Origin of the sequence: Yersinia sp. KBS0713, from assembly GCF_005937895.2 — a bacterium.
GTDB lineage: Bacteria > Pseudomonadota > Gammaproteobacteria > Enterobacterales > Enterobacteriaceae > Yersinia > Yersinia bercovieri.
This window is the reverse complement of the sequence record NZ_CP042173.1, coordinates 3,944,789-3,962,654: the sequence shown is the minus strand read 5'-3', so window position 1 is coordinate 3,962,654 and position 17,866 is coordinate 3,944,789. Positions and strand designations below refer to the sequence as shown.

The window sequence follows — 17,866 nt, the reverse complement described above, 5'->3', positions numbered from 1 at the left end:
AAATGAAGCCTTTCTTGCGCTGGTGTTACGTTGCGACAGCACTCATGCTGGCAGGATGCAGCAACCATGATTGGCGTAAAGACGAGGTGTTGGCTATCCCGTTGCAACCGACGTTGCAGCAGGAAGTGATTCTGGCGCGCATGGAACAAATCCTTGCAAGTCGGGCACTTACGGATGATGAGCGCGCACAGCTTTTATATGAGCGCGGAGTGCTGTATGATAGCCTCGGGCTACGGGCACTAGCGCGAAATGATTTTTCGCAAGCGTTAGCTATTCGTCCTGATATGCCAGAAGTTTTTAACTATCTGGGCATTTATTTAACGCAGGCAGGCAATTTTGATGCTGCCTATGAAGCGTTTGATTCTGTACTAGAGCTTGATCCAACTTACAATTACGCGCGTTTAAACCGGGGTATCGCTCTCTATTATGGCGGTCGACTCCCGTTGGCGCAGGATGATCTGCAGGCGTTTTATCAAGACGATCCAAATGATCCCTTCCGTTCGTTGTGGCTGTATCTGGTGGAAAGAGAAATCGATCCCAAGGCAGCGGCAGTAGCGTTACAACAGCGCTATGAGAAATCGGACAGAGGGCAATGGGGATGGAATATTGTCGAATTCTACCTGGGCACGATCAGCGAAAAAGCGCTGATGGAAAGGCTCAAGGCAGATGCAACGGATAACACTTCGCTCGCTGAGCATCTCAGTGAAACTGACTTCTATTTAGGTAAACATTACCTAAGTCTGGGGGACAAGAACACCGCTTCGGCGCTGTTCAAACTGACGGTAGCTAACAACGTTCATAACTTTGTTGAGCACCGCTATGCATTGTTGGAATTGGCGCTTTTGGGCCAAGAACAAGACGACCTATCGGAATCGGACCAGCAATAGCTGACGAACAACTATCAGCCTGAGATACCTTGGTTTTTACCAATGTTAATCACCCTAGCAGGTGATGGCCTTTTTGTTCGTTTTATAATCTAATTTGAGCCGGTTCACACTTTTCAATGAAAATGACTGAAAATTTTCTCGACGAGTTATGTAGACTGGCTGCCATTATTAATGAGGCACGTGTACATGACTACTGAGCTTGAAACCTCTTTTGCTGATCTGGGGCTGTCCGCTCCTATTCTTTCCGCTCTAACTAGCCTTGGTTATGAAAAACCATCGCCAATCCAGTTAGAATGTATCCCACACCTGTTAAACGGCCGTGATGTTCTCGGCATGGCGCAAACAGGCAGTGGCAAAACAGCCGCGTTTGGTCTGCCGCTGTTACACAATATTAAAGCTGAGCTGAAAGCACCACAGGTTCTGGTATTAGCACCAACCCGTGAGTTGGCTATTCAGGTCGCTGAAGCACTGTCCAGCTTCTCTAAAGATATTAATGGCGTCAACGTAGTGGCCCTGTACGGCGGCCAGCGTTATGACGTTCAATTACGCGCTTTGCGCCAAGGGCCACAAATTGTTGTTGGTACCCCAGGTCGTCTGTTAGATCACCTGAAACGCGGCACCCTTAACTTGTCCAACCTGAGCGGTTTAGTGTTGGATGAAGCAGATGAAATGCTGCGCATGGGCTTTATCGAAGACGTTGAAACTATCATGGCGCAGATCCCGGCTGAACATCAGACCGCGCTGTTCTCTGCTACCATGCCAGAAGCCATTCGTCGCATTACCCGCCGCTTCATGAAAGATCCACAGGAAGTGCGCATTCAGTCTAGCGTGACTACCCGTCCTGACATCAGCCAGAGTTTCTGGAGAGTGGGTGGCGGTTACAACAAAAAAGAAGCTTTGGTTCGTTTCTTGGAATCTGAAGATTTCGACGCCGCTATCATCTTCGTGCGTACCAAAAACGCGACGTTGGAAGTTGCAGAAGCCCTGGAGCGCAGTGGTTATAGCAGTGCTGCACTGAACGGCGATATGAACCAGTCTTTACGTGAGCAGACACTGGATCGCCTGAAAGATGGCCGTCTGGATATTCTGATCGCAACTGACGTTGCTGCTCGTGGCTTGGACGTTGAGCGTATCAGCTTGGTTGTAAACTATGATATCCCTATGGATTCAGAGTCTTACGTTCACCGTATCGGCCGTACTGGTCGTGCTGGTCGTGCTGGTCGTGCGTTGCTGTTCGTTGAGAACCGTGAACGTCGCCTGTTGCAGAACATTGAACGCACCATGAAGCTGACCATTCCAGAAGTTCAGTTGCCAAACGCAGAATTGCTGGGCGAACGTCGTTTAGCACAGTTTGCTGCTAAAGTCGGCCAACAGCTGGAAAGCAGTGATTTGGATCTCTACCGCGCATTGCTGGCTAAGCTGCAACCAGAAGAAGAGTTTGATCTCGAAACACTGGCTGCTGCACTGCTGAAGATGGCACAGGGCGAACGTCCTCTGATTCTGCCACCAGAAGCACCGCGTCGTCCGCAACGTGAATTCAATTCCCGTGATGACCGTGGCAATGACCGTGGTAATGATCGCGGCCGTGACCGTGGTGATAGCCGCCGTGAGCCTCGCGCTGACAGCCGTGATGGTGGCGAGCGTCCAGCACGTCGCGAACGTCGTGATGTTGGTGAGATGGAGCTGTACCGCATTGAAGTGGGCCGTGATGATGGTGTTGAAGTTCGTCATATCGTTGGCGCTATCGCTAACGAAGGTGATATCAGCAGCCGTTATATCGGTAACATCAAGCTGTTTGCTTCTCACTCAACTATCGAGCTGCCAAAAGGTATGCCGGGCGAAATGTTATCTCACTTCACCCGCACTCGTATCCTAAACAAGCCGCTGAACATGCAGCTGTTGGGTGATGCGCAGCCACACGAACGTCGTGAGCGTCCAGCTGGCGGTAATGGTGGTGAGCGCCGTGGCGGTCCTCGTTCAGCCGGTGGCGAACGTCGTGATGGCGCAGGTGCTCCTCCTCGTCGTTCATTCGGCAGCGACCGTGCTCCAGCCGGTAATGGTGGTGGCGAACGTCGTGGTAGCCGTGATGGTCAGCGTTCAGCTGCACCACGTCGTGATGATGCCGCTGCACCAGCAGCAGCGCCAGCGCGTCGTCGTTTCGGTGATGCATAAGTCTTAGTCATCCCAGATGATTAAACGTGAAAAACCAGCCTCCGGGCTGGTTTTTTTATGTCTGCGACTCTTCGTCAGAGTGCGTGTTACAAGCGGCCAATCGACTGTAAATCTTGCTGCAAACTCGCGACTATCTTAAAGGAGTGCAATCGTGCCTGATGATCAAAAATCTGACCATTGATCATCAACTCATCGGCCTGCGTTTCCCGCAACAGTGACTGTAGCCCATGGCGTACTTTGCTTTTATCGCCAATGATGGATAAGCGCAGCGCCTGATCGACGCCAAACTGTTCTGCTGGTGAGCAGATCTTCTCCATATTTTCCACTGGCGGTGGTAGCTGACCCGGTGTGCCACGGCGCAGACTGACAAACTGCTGCTGCATCGAGGTAAACAGGAAACGCGCATCACGTTCTGTATCCGCGGCCACCACATTGACGCAGACAATGGCGTAAGGTTTTGGCCACTGTGCTGATGGCTTAAAGTTTTCCCGATACAACGAGAGCGCCTGGAACAGCATATCTGGTGCGAAGTGTGAGGCGAAGGCAAACGGCAGGCCCATGGCTGCGGCGAGTTGCGCACTGTACAGGCTTGAACCCAGCAGCCACAGCGGCACATGTAAGCCCTGACCCGGTACCGCTTGCACTGCCTGTCCTGGCTGCACTTTTGCAAAGTAACTTTGCAGTTCACGTACATCCGATGGGAAGTTATCAACCTCAGCTGACAGATGGCGGCGCAGCGCCATCATGGTGCGCTGATCACTGCCGGGCGCACGGCCAAGACCGAGATCAATACGATCAGGGTAGAGGGAGGCGAGGGTACCAAACTGCTCGGCAATCACCAGCGGCGAATGGTTAGGTAGCATGACACCACCAGAGCCTACGCGGATTGTGTTGGTGCCACCGGCAATATAGCCAATCAGGACCGAGGTCGCGGTACTGGCAATACCGGTCATGTTGTGGTGTTCGGCGAGCCAGTAACGGTGATATCCCCAGTTTTCGGCATGTTGCGCTAAATCCAATGAAGCATGGAAAGCATCCCGTGGGGTTTTACCTTGAGCTATTGGTGATAAATCGAGCACCGATAGGGGGATTGTATTTTTATCTGTGATAGAAACATTATTATCAATCATAGAATCGTCCATCTTAACCTTATGTCGAGTCGCTTGAAGGGCGAGTGCGTTTATGTGTAAACGCGTGGTATGCAGATAAGAGCATAAACTAAAGGGCGATTCTCTGAAGGGGAATAAATGCGGCGAGGGAGGGGGATAAATCACTAGCCTGAATTGTTGGGAGAGTAGTTATGCTCCCCCAATAATATTCAGGAGACCAATTCTAGTCCGGCGAGTCGCCGCCAATAGCCGTTGCAATCCGCTTTATCTGTCAGTGCCAGCGGGGCCAAACCCTGCTCGTTGGCGCGGAATTGATCGATAACTTCCAGTGTCTCAATACCTTGCGGCGAAAGACGGACGATATCCACCAACCCCTGCATCGAGTTCAGATCATTACCGAGGTTATAGCAGTAACCGCTTTGCGTCTGAATGCCGTTGAGGATGAAGACCTGCTGCTGCTCCTGCGACAACACCTTGCGCCCTTGTGGATACTTAATGCAGCAGGTTTCGCACTCATCTTTGGCGCGATCTTCTGAACGGGCGGTAAAGCAGCGGGCAGAATACGCCAGCGGCAGATGGCCGTAACTCAGCACTTCCACCTCAAACTGATGGCGAAAACCCAACTCTTCGCACTGCTGTAAAACATTACTCAGCCAGTCGCGGGAAAGCTCCACTGGCATACACCAGCGCATCATGCCCTGACGATGTAAAATTCGCAGAGTATAGGCGTTATAGCAGTTCAGGGCGTGACCCGCGACAAAAGGCAGGCCGCGTTCCGCCGCCATATTCACCGCACCTAAATCATTCGCTTCTAGCAAAAACTCGCCGTTCTCCACATAGCGCTTCAACTCATTCAGTTCGGACGGGGCCTGCAACAGCGCCAGTGTGGAAATCACCACCTGCTTGCCGCTGGCGGCGACCTCTTTGGCTAAGGCCAGCCAGTCGCCGACTCTCATTTCACGGCGCTTGGTGCAGACATTCTCACCGAGATAAATAATGTCGGCACTGCTATTGGTTGCTGCGTGATAGAAGGTTTCAATATCTGTTTTTGGCCAGTAATAGAGCACTGCGCCTAAGGCATACTTCATATTTCCTCCGGCTACTGCCACTTGCGATGATAAGCACCCAGTGTGGTCTGGGTTCCTTCGGACATTGCGCCCAGTTGTTCCATCCACTCTGCTTTGGCGGCAAATTGCGCCGGATTGGCCTGATAGCGGTCAATCGCCTGTCGCCAGACTTTGGCAACCTGACTGACATAAGCCGGGCTGCGTTGGCGGCCCTCAATTTTTACTGAGGCGATATTCGCGGCAAATAGTTCCGGCAACAGCTCAAGGGTATTCAGGCTGGTCGGCTCCTCCAGGGCGTGGTAGCGCTGGCCATCTACCAGATAGCGCCCCTTGCACAATGTGGGATAGCCGGCGTTTTCATTGTCGTCATAGCGGTCGATCAGCACCTCATTGAGGCGTGACTCCATCCCTTGCGGGGTCTGCTGCCAACGGACAAAGCGCGCGGGTGAACAAGCGCCCACGGTATTGGGGGATTCACCGGTCAGATAGGATGAGAGATAACAGCGGCCTTCAGCCATAATGCACAGACTACCAAAGGCGAAAACTTCCAACGGGACCGGGCTGGTACGTGACAGCTGTTTCACCTGATGCATTGAGAGTACGCGCGGTAGAACCACCCGTGCCACATCGAAATGGCGCTGATAAAAGCGGATGGCCTCATCGTTAGTCGCTGAGGCTTGCACCGAGACATGGCGCTCCACTTCGGGATAACGTTCGGCGGCATACTCCAGCATGGCGAGATCCGCCAGAATCAGGGCATCAGCTCCAAGTTGCGCCGCCATATCCACCGCCCGTTGCCAACGGGAGTAGCCGTCGGGATGGGCGAAGGTGTTGATGGCGATATGCAATTTGCGTTTACGGCTATGAACGTAATTAACAGCTTCCTGTAGCTTTTTATCGGTGAAATTAAGGCCGGCAAAATGGCGGGCATTAGTATCATCTTTCAAGCCGATATACACCGCGTCGGCACCATTATCGATTGCAGCTTTCAATGCGGGTAAATTGCCGGCAGGACAAAGCAGCTCCATAGAATTTTCCCCATCCGAAGATGATATTGGTATTTTATCGAGTGGCGATTTTAGTTAACCTACTTTGAACTGACCTTGATATAAGGCAGCTTCTTTCGCATTGGTGGCATTCTTCTGATATTTAGCCCAGTTCTGATGCAAATTTTATTGATTTAACGCGCTTTCCGGTTTTGCCAATGTGGCAATATAGACGTAATTATCGAGATCTAAACCCAAAGTCATTGGCGTTGCAGGTAGGCAGCAAGCTAATCCCCTGCGGCTTCAGGCGGAGGGGATATCACCAAATAAGGAGTCCAGCCTGTGTTGGGAGAACTACGAGCACGTCTTGTGCGTCAAGGGCCTGCGCTGTTGCGGGGGCCGCTAAAGTTAACACCATTTGCCTTACAGCGGCAGGTCATAGAGCAAGTGCTGGGGTGGCAATTCCGCCAGGCATTGTTAGACGGAGATCTGGAGTTTTTGGCATCCCGCTGGTTAAAAATTGAAGTACGTGATCTCGCGTTGCAATGGTTTATGACGGTAGAAAACGGTAGGCTGGTGGTGAGCCAACAGGCTGAAGCGGATGTTAGCTTTAGTGGTGATGCCAACGATCTGATTTTGATTGCTGCCCGTAAAGAAGATCCGGATACGTTATTTTTTCAGCGCCGGTTACGAATTGAAGGGGATACCGAATTGGGCTTGTATGTGAAGAATCTGATGGATGCCATTGAATTGGAGTCCATGCCAACCTTGCTGCGAGTGGGTCTGCAACAGCTGGCAGAGTTTATTGAAGCGGGTCAGCAAGAGGGTGTGGCAAGTGCTTCCCGCACATTAGCATCATGTTGATCAGAGTAGAAATTCCGGTGGATGCACCGGGAATAGACGCGCTATTACGCCACTCATTTGAGAGTAATGACGAAGCTGAATTGGTGCAGCAACTGCGCGAAGATGGCTTACTAACGCTGGGGATTGTCGCGACTGATGACGAAGGCGGTGTAGTCGGCTATGCCGCATTCAGCCCGGTCGAAGTTGGTGGTGAAGACCGTCAATGGGTCGCGCTGGCACCACTGGCGGTGGATGAGAGTCTGCGTCGGCAAGGTTTGGCTGAAAAACTGGTGTATGAGGGGCTAGATTCGCTCAATGAGTTTGGTTATGCCGCGGTCGTGGTATTGGGTGATCCGGCCTACTATCAGCGCTTCGGTTTTGTTCCGGCGGCCCGTCACCAATTGAGTTGTCGCTGGCCTGGCACCGAAGAGGCTTTTCAGGTTTATGCTTTGGCGGAAGATGCCCTGACTGATGCTGATGGCGAAGTGGTGTTTTCTGCTCCGTTCAGTCGGTTCTAACCGCTAACGGTTTTATCGCTAAGCATGGCGAGCAGTGAAAGAGGCTGGTTAATCACCAGCTTCTCTTTTTGCGGTTTACTGAGCTGTTTCACCCGATATTCCAGCTTCAATGCTGTCGAACGATCCCCTGCTTCACAATGAAATACCAGTGTTAACTCACCTTTCCCTCGCAACGCTTTTGCCCCTTTTCCACTCTGATGCTGTGCCAACCGGCGTACTACATCGGTGGTAATACCGGTATAGAGCATACCGGAGGCGGTGCGCAGCAGATAGAGATACCAAAGGCTATCCGTCATCATCTTATTCCAGTCCGGGGGTAGCGGTTTGGAACATTATTACCGGAATTGCGGGCCGTATCCTGATTTTTTTATCTGCTGGCACCTGATCCTGCTAAATCAGCGTACTGATGACTCTCTTTTTACTGACTACCGGTTCTTTACCGATTATTTAGTCTTTGCTGCAAATTCAAAACGTGGTGAAACCAAACCGTATAGTGTCCAGCCGAGGAAGGTCACAATCGCCCCCCAAGTCATGGCTTCCTGACCTGAGCTATAGAGCGCATAGAAGCTGTACATCGCGCCGATAAAGGCAATGATATTTGCTTTACGGGCCTTCGCCGGTGGGACATTAGCGGTTTTCTGAATAATCACCAGTGCTGCCATCGACAGAATATAAGGGATGATATTAGTCACTACCGCCAGATTCACCAGCACGTTGAACTGCTTGTTCAGCGACGGGCTAATGGTCATCAGCGACAGTACACTCTGGATGATAACAATGGTCAGCATCCCTTTGACCGGCGCATCTGCTTTACTGACTTTAGAGAAGATTTTCGGGAAGAAACCTTCATCAGCAGAGGATTTGAACACCTGAGCGATGGTGAACTGCCAGCCGAGCAGTGAGCCGACGCAGGACATAATCATCAATGCCATGATGATTTTACCGACTGCCGGGGTGAACATATAGGCGAACGCCAGACCAAAGGGCGCGGTAGAGTTAGCCAGATCCATATTCGGCACAATACCGGCAATGACGTTGGTTGAGATGATATAGATAACCGCTGCACCTAAAGTCCCACCCAATACGGCGATCGGAACGTTACGTTCAGGGTTTTCTACGGCATCGGTATTCGCGCAGGCAGATTCCAAACCTAAGAAAGCCCACAGTGTCATTGAGATAGATGAGCCTACAGCCTCGAAGGTTGGCACGCCATGTGGATTCCACGCCGCCATATAGGCAGAGCCGCTAAACCAGAACCAGCCAACAATTGAGATACCCACCACTGGGATAATCACCCCCCAGATAGTCACACTACTGATTTGGCCGGTAATACGTGCGCCCCCAAAGTTGGCCACGGTTGCCAGCCACAGAACACCGATGGTCGCGATACAGATACCCAGCGGGGTCAGCGTCGCGCCCAGTAATTCAGTACCATAACCCACGGCTGAAATGGCAATGGCGATATTGGCAATCAGCAGCGAAGCACCATAGGTATAGTTAGCCATAAAGTTGCCAGACTTACCGAAGGCATACTCTGCGTAACCCCCCATCCCACCTGATTTACGACTAAACATCCCGCATTGGGCGAAGGCATAGGCCAGCGCCATAGAACCTACTGCTGTGACTAACCATGAGACGATAGAGATCGTCCCAACTTCGGCGAGTTTGGTTGGCAGCATAATTATGCCAGACCCCATCATATTGACGGCGGTCAGAATAGTCAGCTGTACGACTCCCATCTTATTATTTGTTTTACTCATTTTTATTATCTCTTTTTTAATTTCAGAGACTGCGGGAATAAGCTATTCCCGCAGATTGAGCGAAAGCTAGTATTGGTGTTGTAAAAATAAAAATTATTTTATTATTATTTCATCATGTAGCCGTATGCACGGTTCCATCCATCTTCATCGACTTGCAAATAAACGCCTTGTAATTCAGGTGCAAAACCAGGCAGTAAATTAATACTCTCTTCTAATGCCAGGAAATAACGTTGAGCTGCGCCACCCCAAACTTCACCAGGGACTACACACAATACTCCCGGTGGGTAAGGAAGTGCGCCTTCAGCGGCAATTCGACCTTCCGCTTTACACAATGGCACTAATTCAGCATGACCACGGACGAATTCAATATTCGCATCCTGCGGATTCATCATAACTTTAGGGAAATACTGTTTACGGAACATCTCTTTTTGTAACTGCTTAACATCGTAGCTAACATAAAGATCATGCATCTCCTGGCACAATTTACCAATGGTATAACCTTTGTAGCGAGTTTCATTATTACGATACACGGTTGGTAATACATCGCTTAACATGGCATCTTCTTCAATGAAACGTTCAAATCGGGCAATTTGCGCGACCAAATGTTGCATTTTTGCCAAATCTTCTGCTGGCGTTAATAAGAATAGAATTGAATTCAAATCACATTTTTCTGGCACGATACCATTTTCGCGTAAGAAATTAGCCAAAATAGTGGCTGGAATACCAGATGCCGTATATTCACCAGTATTGGTATCAATCCCTGGCGTGGTTAATAGCAGTTTGCATGGGTCGACAAAATATTGTGACTCTTCATAACCTTCAAATGCATGCCATTTTTCGCCAGGAATAAAGTTAAAGAAACGCAAATCTTGTGCCATGGCCTCGGTGTCATATTGCTGCCAAGGTTTGCCATCAACTTCGACCGGAACAAACGGCTTAATCATGTTACAGGTATTTAAGATCATTTTACGCGCTTCAATACCGGTCTTAACGCAATCCAGCCACATACGTTGACCACTTTTGCCTTCATGCATTTTTGCGTTGACATCTAATGCTGCAAACAGTGGATAGAATGGGCTGGTGGAGGCGTGCAGCATAAAGGCGTTATTAAAGCGTTTATGGTTGCAGTAGCGATCCTGACCTTTAATATGTTTGTCTTTCTTATGAATCTGCGAAGTTTGTGAGAAACCCGCTTGTTGTTTATGGACTGACTGGGTAACGATAATACCGGGGTCGTTCTCATTCAGTTCAAGTAATAATGGTGAACAATCCTTCATCATTGGAATAAATTGTTCGTAGCCCACCCAAGCAGAGTCAAACAGAATATAGTCGCAAAGGTGACCGATTTTATCCACCACCTGGCGGGCATTATAAATGGTGCCGTCATAGGTACCCAGTTGGATAATGGCCAGGCGGAATGGACGTGCTTCGTTAGCGCGCTCAGGTGCGACGCTACGTATCTGTTCGCGCAGGTATTTCTCTTCAAAACAGTGGGCATCAATCCCACCGATAAAGCCAAACGGGTTACGGGCAGTTTCCAGATATACCGGAGTTGCACCTGCTTGAATCAGTGCGCCATGGTGGTTGGATTTATGGTTATTACGGTCAAACAGCACCAGGTCGCCACGGGCCAGCAGCGCATTGGTCGCCACTTTATTTGAGGCGGATGTCCCGTTCAGGACGAAATAAGTTTTATCGGCATTAAAGACTTTCGCCGCATGTTTTTGTGCATCACATGGTGCACCTTCGTGAATAAGTAAATCACCTAATTTGACGTCAGCATTACACATGTCAGAGCGGAAAATAGTTTCGCCGTAGAAGTCAAAGAATTGGCGGCCCGCTGGATGTTTACGGAAGAATTGACCACCCTGATGCCCTGGGCAAGCAAAGGTAGAGTTCCCCATTTCAACATATTTTTTTAATGTACTGAAGAATGGCGGCAGCAGCTCTTTTTCATATTTTTCTGCCGCTGATTCCAGTTGTTTACCATAAAAATCAGTGTTGTCACCGCAGAGCTCAAATACCCCATTTAATGAGGGTAATACGTCGGTGTTAAGCTCTTCTTCACAGCAAACTGCCGCAAAAATCGGGATCTCAAGTCCTAATGCATGAATGCTATCAATGACACCATTATTAATGTCTTGGACTGACAGTACAACCGCCGCAATATCGGTAAAATCTGTATGTAAGACATCTACTACTTCGCGCTGAGATTCAAAGCAGGGTATAGCTGAAGTACTTGCCGCAATATTTAGTTTTTTCATTATGGATTCTCTTTTATTTTATTTAGGGTATATAAACCCGTCCAACATTTTTGCAAATTGGATTTAGTCGCTTAATAAATTCGATATATAGCAGGCCGTATCAATGAAATAATGTTCATTGATATTTTTTCTGCTTTATCTCTTTTCTGCGAAACACGGCATCTGAATTTCAGGCGCAGTGATCCTCATGTCATTTAGCATTAATGACAAAGGTGACATTTAATTTTTTACGGGATAGCTATGTTTCTGCTGAAAGATAATTAACACTGGGTTGATATCGGCCGGGTAATAGCGTTACCAGTGCTGATAGCAATAAGATTAAAACCGAGTATTAGCATCTTTGAAGAACGCAGACAATAGTTAACATAACGCAAAGTTCAAAAAAATCACTTTTCGTCTCTGTCAAATATTGTGCATAGACAATGACTATCCAATAAAAACGGATGCCATCGCAAGAGGGGGATTATCTAAAATGGAAATAGGAAAAACTAAAATAACTACGGTGTGCCGGCATCATTAAATGCGTTGTCCGCCTTATATGCGCCATTTTCTTGTTGTTATTTTCCATTTGCGTAAGATCTCTGTTTTTTTAAACAAATTTTGGTTTTAAACAAGGTTTTCGTTTTAAGTAAGATTTTCGAAAAACGAGCTGATGCCGGCTATTTTAGTCATAACACTTATTCATTCTGTGACTCACGTCATGTTTTTATTCTATTTTAAAACACACCTTGACTAAAAAATGAATAAATAATCGATTTTATTCGTTTTAAACGGTTTTTATTCAAAACTGTACTGTATGTTATGCAAAACAGTAGGATTATATTTAACACGAAGGATACATTGGCGGGCTTATTATTATTCAACATGGGCAATGAGAGCGGGTTCTTAATATATTTTGTATTTTATTTGTTAATCCATAATTATTTGTTACACCTTCATGTTATACGCAAATTTTGCATATAAATGCATAATCATCTTATGCAGTAAATGTTAGCTAAATCACGTTATTAGGCACTTTCTCGCCATAAACCCTGTTCTTAGGGAGGATATGCTGGGAATGCTACTCTCATTAGCGATAAGTACGGGGAAATGGGGCAGTGGCTGCCCCAGTCTGGATAAGGTTAACTGAATAGCGGTAGGTTATTGCCGGTAAAGGGAATTTTTACTTGTATGATCTGTTGTTGGCGGGTTAATTCGAGGGAGAATATCTCGCCATCATTCTCTACCCGGACCTGCAATAACGGGTCGTGGTTATTCAAATCAAATACACAGGCCACTTGCGCCTCCGGCTGACTGTTACGCAAAATCAGATAGCTGATATCGCGCACGGATGGATTTGCCGGTGCTAACCCTTGGAAAAGCAGGGCGTCGGCGGCCAACCAAAGTGAGAGTGGACGAGCCACAGTCTGATAATGGCACTGGAGCACTCCATTCAGGGGGCGAGCGGTAACCTGATGTAAGTATTGCATTGGCCCGTGGTCACTAAAAGTTGTGGGTTCACCCAGTTGCTCTGTTGCCATGCCATCGAGATGCAGTACCCAGTCCCACTGTTGTTGATGTGGATTGATAATGCTGCTGAGATCGATGATGGCGTCATCCAGCCACAAAATACGGCGGCGGAATTTTACATCACGGTAAGCTGCACTATCCCATTGTATACGGGTGTGACTGTCCAGCTCTGGTGCTTTTTGACCCCAATCCACCTCGGTATCCAGCCAACTGAAAGCCGCCGATTGATGCCAGTTATGAATAATGGGCACCGCTGGAGGCTGATTTTTCTGATTGATACTGAGCGTATTGTGGGTGGAACTGTTTTTGTAGTAACCATAATGCAATTGTGCACCATAGCCAGTTGTACCTAAATCGGGCAAGATCTCTCGCCCTTGCTCAAACAAAATTAAGTTCAGTCGATCATAGTGATCATGTTCACCACCGTAGGGAGTGTGTTTTACCAGCAATGCCCGACCTGCTTGTGGCTGGCGTAAGATGGTTAATCCGCAGTCCGGTGCATGGAGTGTATCCGTTGGGATCACATCCATGATCTGTTGTGGTAACTCGTCAACGCCATACAGCAGCGCATCCAGATTTAAACGGGGTTGTTGGCGATAAATATGGTGCAGGGCAGCGGCATACTCATCATTGCCATAAATATTGAAAGCAAATTCATATAAATGTGTATGGCTGAGTTGCTCCTGTCCGGCGGTACAATCATTTATTCGGGGGAATGTGCCATCTGGCATCAACAGTTTGAGCGGGAAACTCAGCATGTCGCGGTAATAGGGGAGGGTCAACAGGCTATAGCGACTGCCTGCGGCCAGTTTTTCGAATGACCAGAAGCCTTGCAGCGCATAAAAGTGGTAATGTACCGAGCCTTCAAACCACATTCCTTCACTGAATAGCCCGTGCTCTAACTGATAGCGCAGACCATAATCCGCATTAACCGCAGACTCAATGTAGTGCTCATCGTCGAGGATCAAACCGATAATGGCGATGGCACTGTTGATTTTAACTTCATGGTTATGTAACTGGCGGGTACGGTGTTGCATTAGAAAATCCGCGCCCTCCCGCAATAACCGCCCGGCAATGCAGTCCCGTTGATCCTGACTGAGGGCATCGGCAATAAAATCATATCCCAGCGTAAAATCGAGTAGGCAATTAGCTTCACACAGTGTCTGTGCATTGGCTTTGCCCGGCCCGTTGTACGGAATACCGCCGTGCACTTCATAGTCAGGATAGTAGTGGGCATAATCGATCAAAATATCCCGCACTTTATTGAAGTAGCCTATCTCACCGGTCAGTTGCCACAACAAGCCGAGCTGATTGCAGGCTTTGGCATTCAGGCCGTTAAGCGCCCGCCACCAGGCGCCATCATAGGGTTCGCCACTAAATAGATGAGTGTCTACCGGGCAACGGTGCTGGGTGGGTGAATAGCGCTCCCACTCCAACTGCACACCGTGATCGGGGCAATAATAGTAGTGGTTCCAGGTGGCGATACCGGTGGCAGGAACCAGGGTTTCTGAGTTCAAGACAACCTGATTACCCGCAATCAGCGTGGTGATAATCTCCGGCTGCTGCATGACCCGCTGGCGGATTTTAACCATCTGCCGATCCGTAAACTGCTTCATAGCTGGTGTGTCCTCGACAATGCTTATTTTTTTGCGATCAGGGGCTGTGTTATCGGGTAGAGCAGGATTTCGACAGCATCCGGATATTTGGCAATCAGATATTGCGCTTTCTGTTGGAAATCAGGGTCTGTTGGGTAGGCACGGGCGGCGGTGATCATGTTTACCAGTGCTTTTTTATCCTGAATACCATCCAGATCTTTATATGGCCAGGCTTGGTCGGTATTGATAAAGCCCGCGACGTATTGATAGCCTTTTTTGAGGCTATGTTCGTCGAGAGTGAAGTCCCAGATATCTTTGCCAGCGACCTCACCCAGCCGACCCAGTTTGTTGTAGGCTTCCAGATGAAAATTACTGTAGTGCCACGGACGAGTGCGCTCCAACTCAGCATTTTGGCGACCCTGCATATCAAAATGTGATGGGATCCGGCGCAGCTGGGTGATCTCCAGACGCTTTTGCGCTGTGGCTTTTTGCTCGCTAAACAGGGCAAAGGAGGCGGCCTGCATATCAAAATAGGTGCCGTGATTATTGTGCCAATTATCTTCTTCGAACCCGTTTTGGCTAGTAGTCATCCATTGATAAAAATCGTGATACCAGTCTTTGATTGTCTGATAATCGGCATCCTTAAGTACATTCGCAGGCCTTATCAATTCCACTGCGTCTATGACATCTACCAGCGCCCGACTATCGATTAAGCCAATGCCGCGACCTTCATTGATACCGGGAATGGCTTGGGCATATTGCAGATTTGGGTTCATTCGGGTATCTGGATTGACGAACCAATTGACCAATTGATCCCGCGCTTTTTCGGCATACTCGGGCTTGCCAGTAAAGCTATAAGCTAACGCCAGATAATAGACATCGTCACTGAAGCTGTTCATGCGTTTTTTATCAGTTGCATCACTATTGGCATCCGGATTTGTTTCCCCGTCTTTACGCAAATAAGGCATGCCATCTTTCTTACTTGGGTCTGGCCACCAATAAGGCGGGAAGCTGTAATAGTCGTGCTTATCACCACTGGCGGCTAATAAGTTTTTATCCATCACCGAGTACAGTGGTTTTCCCAGCGCTTTGTCAGCCTTAGCTATCAGATTTTTATAAGATTTTTCATACAAAGGGTTGTTTTGCTTAACTTGGGTAACGCTATAATTTATATCATCCATTCTCAATAATAGTGGATGACTCTCAGCGGCATAAATAAAGGGTGAAGATCCCATGAGAATAGCCAGTAATAGGTTTTTTTTCCCCAGCATGTTCATCACTACTTTCCTTATTTTTGATGGTTTATTTTATTAAAAACAAAAGTTACAAAGTTATTTCTATCTATTTCTCTGTTTTTATGTAAATAAAATTACACCCATTAATAAAAAGGTTATGAAATGTATAGCCAGCATTTTTATAAAAATAATGCGGTTCTATTTCGGATGGATTTGAATTCTAGGGTAAAGTTTCTGGTTTTTTGTGATCCAAGTCTACATTGTAAATTCTCTATAAATAAATAACTTAAACTGTGAGCACCATCAAATTAAATCTCTGTTTTAGATATTTTTGAGTTAATTTCAACCATTGCATTATTTTTTTATTTTTAAAGTGAAGATTTTAACTTATTGTTTTTAATTAAAAAAATTTATTTATCTATTTTTTAATCATTTTTCAAGTGTGATCTCAAGCAGAAATTTTAAAATGGAATTAAGTTTTGTTTTTTATGGTGTAGTTTTTTGCTTTGCTCTGGGTTCTAATGTTGTCGAGTGTTTCATGATTTTATTCTGCTATTTAACTTTCTGGGTAAATCTATAAAAAATAGATTTCAACGAGGACGCTGAGATGAAGAAAAAAATGATAACGTCAAACGTAAAAATAAAATCTTTGCTGTTGTTAACTTATTTAGCCACGGGAGTTCCATCTCTCCACGCCGCAGAAACATTACAGGTATGGATACGCGCCAGTAATGATTCCAAGAATATTTATAAAACAGAAGCTGAAACTTTTGAGAAGAAAACCGGCATCAAAATTGAATATTTCAATGCGACAACTGATTTTGAGCAGCGTTTGGCACGAGCTGCAGCGGGTAATGCGCTGCCGGACCTGATTTTCAATGATGCGGTGGCCATTGGGCAGTTTGTCCAACTGGGTATTGTTGAACCCATTGAACCCAAAAATATTATTGGTGGGGAAGATATCTTCGATACCGCTTGGAAGAGTGCCCAATATATTGATGGTAAATATTATGGTGTGCCGACCTCAGCTCAAACCTTTGCTCTATTCATGCGCAAAGACTGGCGGGAAAAGTTGGGCTTAGCACAGCCGAAAAATTGGCAAGAGATCGCCACGCTGGCAAAAGCCTTTACCTTTAATGACCCGGATGGCAACGGCAAAAATGACACTTACGGCTTTATTCTGCCGGGTTCAACCACACGCGGCTATGCCAGTTGGTTTATCAGCTCATATCTGTGGCAAGCTGGTGGTGACTTCATTCGCCCAGCAGGTGAGGGCAAATTTAAAGCCGCATTGGATGAACCTGCTGCCACTGAAACCCTGAGTTTCATGCGTGGCATGGTGTGCGACAAAACAGTACAGCCGGGGGCTATCAATGCCACCACTGCTGATGCCATACCTTCATTCCGTTCCGGTCAAAGTGGCATGTTCTTCTCCGGCCCTTATCACATTGCTCTATTTGATAAAGATCCCGGTAAAGAGGCTTTTGAGGTGATCCCACCACCAACAGGGCCGAAGGGGCAAGCGACGCTGGCTGAAGGCACCACGGTGTTTATGATGAAAAGTAGCCAGAAAAAAGAGGCTGCACAGAAATTTATTGAGTTCATGATCTCACCAGAAGGGCAGCAAATCGGCATGGGTATGGGCAGTAATAATATGCCGGTAGTGCGTTTATCGATTAACAAACAGGTGGATACCAAAGCGGTTTATAACGATCCGCGCTGGGCAATGTTTGCTGATCTGTACGCCGAACATGGCCGCTATATTCCACAAGTGCCTAACTGGACGCCAATTCGTCAGGTGACTGCTGAAGGTTTCAACCGCATCTTAGCCAATTGTGATGGTGATATCGCCGCTGAATTAAAAGCCGTGAATCAGAAGGTCAATGATGAGCTGGCTAAACAGAATGTCTTAGGGCAGTGA

Annotated in this window: 15 protein-coding genes; 6 read left to right on the top strand and 9 right to left on the bottom strand. The window is 47.7% G+C overall.

All coding sequences use genetic code 11. From position 1 onward, the window contains the following. Positions 1-2: 2 nt before the first annotated feature. From nlpI to FFE93_RS18780, 3 genes are all read left to right on the top strand, one after another. Positions 3-887 carry a lipoprotein NlpI gene (gene nlpI, locus FFE93_RS18790; protein ID WP_032897116.1) on the top strand — a complete coding sequence of 295 codons (885 nt, stop codon included), beginning with the start codon at positions 3-5 and terminating at the stop codon, positions 885-887. A 116-nt stretch (positions 888-1,003) separates the two neighbouring features. Beyond that, positions 1,004-1,084 carry a protein YrbN gene (yrbN, locus tag FFE93_RS21990; protein ID WP_096335046.1) on the top strand — a complete coding sequence of 27 codons (81 nt, stop codon included), beginning with the start codon at positions 1,004-1,006 and terminating at the stop codon, positions 1,082-1,084. Then, entirely contained in the window at positions 1,074-3,059 is a 1,986-nt protein-coding gene (locus tag FFE93_RS18780) for a DEAD/DEAH family ATP-dependent RNA helicase (protein ID WP_032897112.1), read from the top strand. The genes yrbN and FFE93_RS18780 overlap by 11 nt, the downstream gene beginning before the upstream one ends. Before the next feature lie 86 nt (positions 3,060-3,145). Here FFE93_RS18780 and FFE93_RS18775 read toward each other — a convergent pair whose 3' ends face one another. The 3 genes from FFE93_RS18775 to FFE93_RS18765 form a co-directional block, all read right to left on the bottom strand. Continuing rightward, positions 3,146-4,201, bottom strand: a complete 1,056-nt coding sequence (locus tag FFE93_RS18775) for a luciferase-like monooxygenase (protein ID WP_138775776.1) — start codon at positions 4,199-4,201, stop codon at positions 3,146-3,148. A gap of 176 nt (positions 4,202-4,377) precedes the next feature. Then, positions 4,378-5,256: a U32 family peptidase gene (locus tag FFE93_RS18770; protein WP_049600032.1), complete on the bottom strand. Its 879-nt coding sequence runs from the start codon at positions 5,254-5,256 to the stop codon at positions 4,378-4,380. An 11-nt stretch (positions 5,257-5,267) separates the two neighbouring features. After that, on the bottom strand, positions 5,268-6,263 hold the full coding sequence (locus FFE93_RS18765; RefSeq protein WP_005272578.1) for a peptidase U32 family protein: 996 nt from the start codon (positions 6,261-6,263) through the stop codon (positions 5,268-5,270). Positions 6,264-6,563: 300 nt separating this feature from the next. Between FFE93_RS18765 and FFE93_RS18760 the strand changes: the two genes are divergently transcribed. Beyond that, positions 6,564-7,085: an SCP2 domain-containing protein gene (locus tag FFE93_RS18760; protein WP_032897109.1), complete on the top strand. Its 522-nt coding sequence runs from the start codon at positions 6,564-6,566 to the stop codon at positions 7,083-7,085. Beyond that, a complete protein-coding gene (locus tag FFE93_RS18755; protein ID WP_032897106.1) occupies positions 7,079-7,582 on the top strand; it encodes a GNAT family N-acetyltransferase in 504 nt (167 codons plus the stop codon). The genes FFE93_RS18760 and FFE93_RS18755 overlap by 7 nt, the downstream gene beginning before the upstream one ends. Here FFE93_RS18755 and FFE93_RS18750 read toward each other — a convergent pair. From FFE93_RS18750 to FFE93_RS18725, 6 genes are all read right to left on the bottom strand, one after another. Next, complete coding sequence (locus FFE93_RS18750; protein ID WP_032897104.1) at positions 7,579-7,878, bottom strand: GIY-YIG nuclease family protein; 300 nt, start codon at positions 7,876-7,878, stop codon at positions 7,579-7,581. The genes FFE93_RS18755 and FFE93_RS18750 overlap by 4 nt on opposite strands. A 147-nt stretch (positions 7,879-8,025) precedes the next feature. Then, complete coding sequence (gene potE / locus FFE93_RS18745; protein WP_005272571.1) at positions 8,026-9,342, bottom strand: putrescine-ornithine antiporter; 1,317 nt, start codon at positions 9,340-9,342, stop codon at positions 8,026-8,028. Between the two features lie 104 nt (positions 9,343-9,446). After that, the gene (speF, locus tag FFE93_RS18740; protein WP_005272569.1) at positions 9,447-11,606 is read right to left on the bottom strand and encodes an ornithine decarboxylase SpeF; all 2,160 of its coding nucleotides are present in this window, start codon (positions 11,604-11,606) and stop codon (positions 9,447-9,449) included. A 463-nt stretch (positions 11,607-12,069) separates the two neighbouring features. Next, the gene (locus FFE93_RS21985) at positions 12,070-12,120 is read right to left on the bottom strand and encodes a hypothetical protein (protein ID WP_409994342.1); all 51 of its coding nucleotides are present in this window, start codon (positions 12,118-12,120) and stop codon (positions 12,070-12,072) included. A gap of 607 nt (positions 12,121-12,727) precedes the next feature. Next, positions 12,728-14,731, bottom strand: a complete 2,004-nt coding sequence (locus tag FFE93_RS18730) for a heparinase II/III family protein (protein ID WP_138775774.1) — start codon at positions 14,729-14,731, stop codon at positions 12,728-12,730. 23 nt (positions 14,732-14,754) lie between these two features. Further along, entirely contained in the window at positions 14,755-15,987 is a 1,233-nt protein-coding gene (locus FFE93_RS18725) for an alginate lyase family protein (protein WP_138776017.1), read from the bottom strand. A 565-nt stretch (positions 15,988-16,552) separates the two neighbouring features. On the opposite strand from FFE93_RS18725, the gene FFE93_RS18720 reads away from it, so the two are divergent. Continuing rightward, on the top strand, positions 16,553-17,866 hold the full coding sequence (locus FFE93_RS18720) for an ABC transporter substrate-binding protein (RefSeq protein ID WP_005272563.1): 1,314 nt from the start codon (positions 16,553-16,555) through the stop codon (positions 17,864-17,866).